Below are 2,139 nucleotides of genomic sequence, written 5' to 3'. Positions count from 1 at the left end.
GCTGTCGACTTCTGCCAGTGCCCGGCCAGCGCTTGTCGGCTTGCTCGGCTCGGGTGCTGCCACCGCCAGCCTGCTGCCAGGGGTAACGTGATCGGAGCGTAACTTGTTGATCTGCTTCAGCTCAGCCAGCGTCATCCCGTAGTGCTGGGCGACCTTGAGCAGGGTTTCTCCTTTCTGTACCGTGTGCGTGCGCGTGACCGCGACTGGTGCGGGTTCGGGCGGCGCGAGACGCGGCTGTTCTGCGACCAGTGATGGTTCAGGCAGTCCGGCGAGGTCGGCGGGATCTGCGCCCTCCTGTCCGGCGACCAGCAGAGTCAGTCCCGGAGCGAGCCTGATCCTGCCGTTGATGCCATTGACCGCCTTGAGGTTGGCTACCGTCATGCCGAAACGCGGCGCGACTTCTTCGAGCCTGTCGCCCGCCCGCAGGGTATAGGCCTGCCAGGACGAAAGCGGTTTCTCGCTCTCCTCGTGTGCCTCGAGATTGCTGATGAAGGTGTCGACCTTGTCGGCCGGGATCACCATCGGCGTCTCGGACTTGATCACCGGACGATTGTGCGCCGGATTCAGCGCGACAAAATCCTTGACCGGCATTTCGGCGAGCTGCGCCGCCAGCTTGACGTCGATATTGGCGGTCCTGGTGACCGTCGTGAAATAGGGCCGGTTGGGAACACCGCGGATATTGAGATTGGCTAGGATGTTGGGATTGCTGAAGACATTCTTCAGGGCCTGCAGTTTGGGAACGTAATGCCGCGTTTCCTCGGGCATCGTCAGGCTCAGATAGTCGGTCGGCAAACCATTGGCCCGGTTCTTGTTGATCGCCTTGCCGACAGCGCCTTCGCCCCAGTTGTACGAAGCCAGCGCCAGATGCCAGTCGCCGTGCAGATCGTAGATGTATTGTAGGTAATCGAGTGCCGCCGCGGTCGAAGCGACGATGTCACGGCGAGCGTCGACCCACCAGTTCTGTTCGAGCTTGTACTGCTTGCCGGTTGCCGGAACGAACTGCCACAGACCGGAAGCATGGCTGCGCGAGTACGCGGTCGGATTGTAAGCGCTCTCTACCATCGGTAGCAGGGCAAGCTCCATCGGCATGCCGCGCTTTTCGATTTCCTCGACGATGTGATGCAGGTAGCGGCTGCTGCGCTCGACCATGCGGCGCAGCGATTCCGGATGATTCAGATACCACTGCTGATGATGCAGAACCAGCGAGTTATTGATGTTGGGCATCGAGAAGCCCTGCCGCATTCGATGGAAAATTTCCTCTGGCTGCGCAGTCAGATCAATGGTTTCGGGAAGCTGTGTCGGTGCGGCGAGTTCAATGACCGGCAGGACTCCATCGGGGTCGAGCCGCCAGGCAGCAGCTCCAGCCTGCGGCAAACTCGAAGCGGGCGGTGCCTGACTGATCGAGGCAAGGTTTGCCGATTCGTCTGACGAAGCCGCCCCACAAGCAAAAGCAAGAACAATGGCGAATGCAATTCGTGGCGTCATCCGTACATCCTTTTCTCGTTCTCGGGTGGGCGCCAGTTCATCCCCGCAGTGTGGGATCACCTGGTCGAATGGTGAGACTGCAAACGAGTGATTATAGAACAGAAAAACAGGCGGGGTGGACAACAATTGCCCAGCCGATTCCCGACAGGATGATGATTTTATATCCGGAAGGCTCATGTTGCGTTTTGAGGACAGGTATCATGTTCATGAATGGAGTACATGGCAGCAGGTAAAATGCGAACAGTATAATGCCCTCACAACCCAATAAGCGCTCAGCAAAAAGTCATCCGATATTTAGATCCGAAGCCGTCCAGAATTTCTGTGACGTCGGCCTCCAGGAGAGCGGCGCTCCTGGCTTTGAACGCCATCCACTCGTACTTCATCTTGTGCCAGAGCTTCTCGATGCGGTTCAACTCCGGGCTGTAAGGCGGCAGGAAGTAAAGCGTCAGGCCCTTGCCCTTCAGTAAAGCCAGCAGAGGCTGGATTTCCTTTGCCTTGTGGATCGAAGCATTGTCCAGGATGACCGTCAGAGGCTTTCCGCTGCATTCCAGAAGGAGACCGAGGAAGCCACCAAAAGCAGCCGCGGTCGTGGTCTCCCAGAACTTGGCGGTGAACAACGTCCCGTTCGAGATCAACGCACCGAGCACATTTCAA

The 2,139-nt window shown here is 58.3% G+C and carries 2 protein-coding genes; both read right to left on the bottom strand.

Annotated features, from left to right (window positions below; genetic code table 11):
- Nucleotides 1-1,485, bottom strand: a 1,485-nt coding sequence (locus E4Q08_RS23355) for a transglycosylase SLT domain-containing protein (RefSeq protein WP_169072172.1), incomplete at its 3' end; no start/stop codon positions are given.
- 272 nt (nucleotides 1,486-1,757) lie between these two features.
- Entirely contained in the window at nucleotides 1,758-2,132 is a 375-nt protein-coding gene (locus E4Q08_RS23350; protein ID WP_308240212.1) for a transposase, read from the bottom strand.
- Nucleotides 2,133-2,139: the final 7 nt, after the last annotated feature.

Origin of the sequence: Candidatus Accumulibacter contiguus, assembly GCF_012940005.1 — a bacterium.
In the GTDB taxonomy this organism is placed as follows: Bacteria; Pseudomonadota; Gammaproteobacteria; order Burkholderiales; family Rhodocyclaceae; genus Accumulibacter; species Accumulibacter contiguus.
Note: the sequence above shows the minus strand (reverse complement) of the source record. Positions and strands in the feature narration are given on the sequence as shown.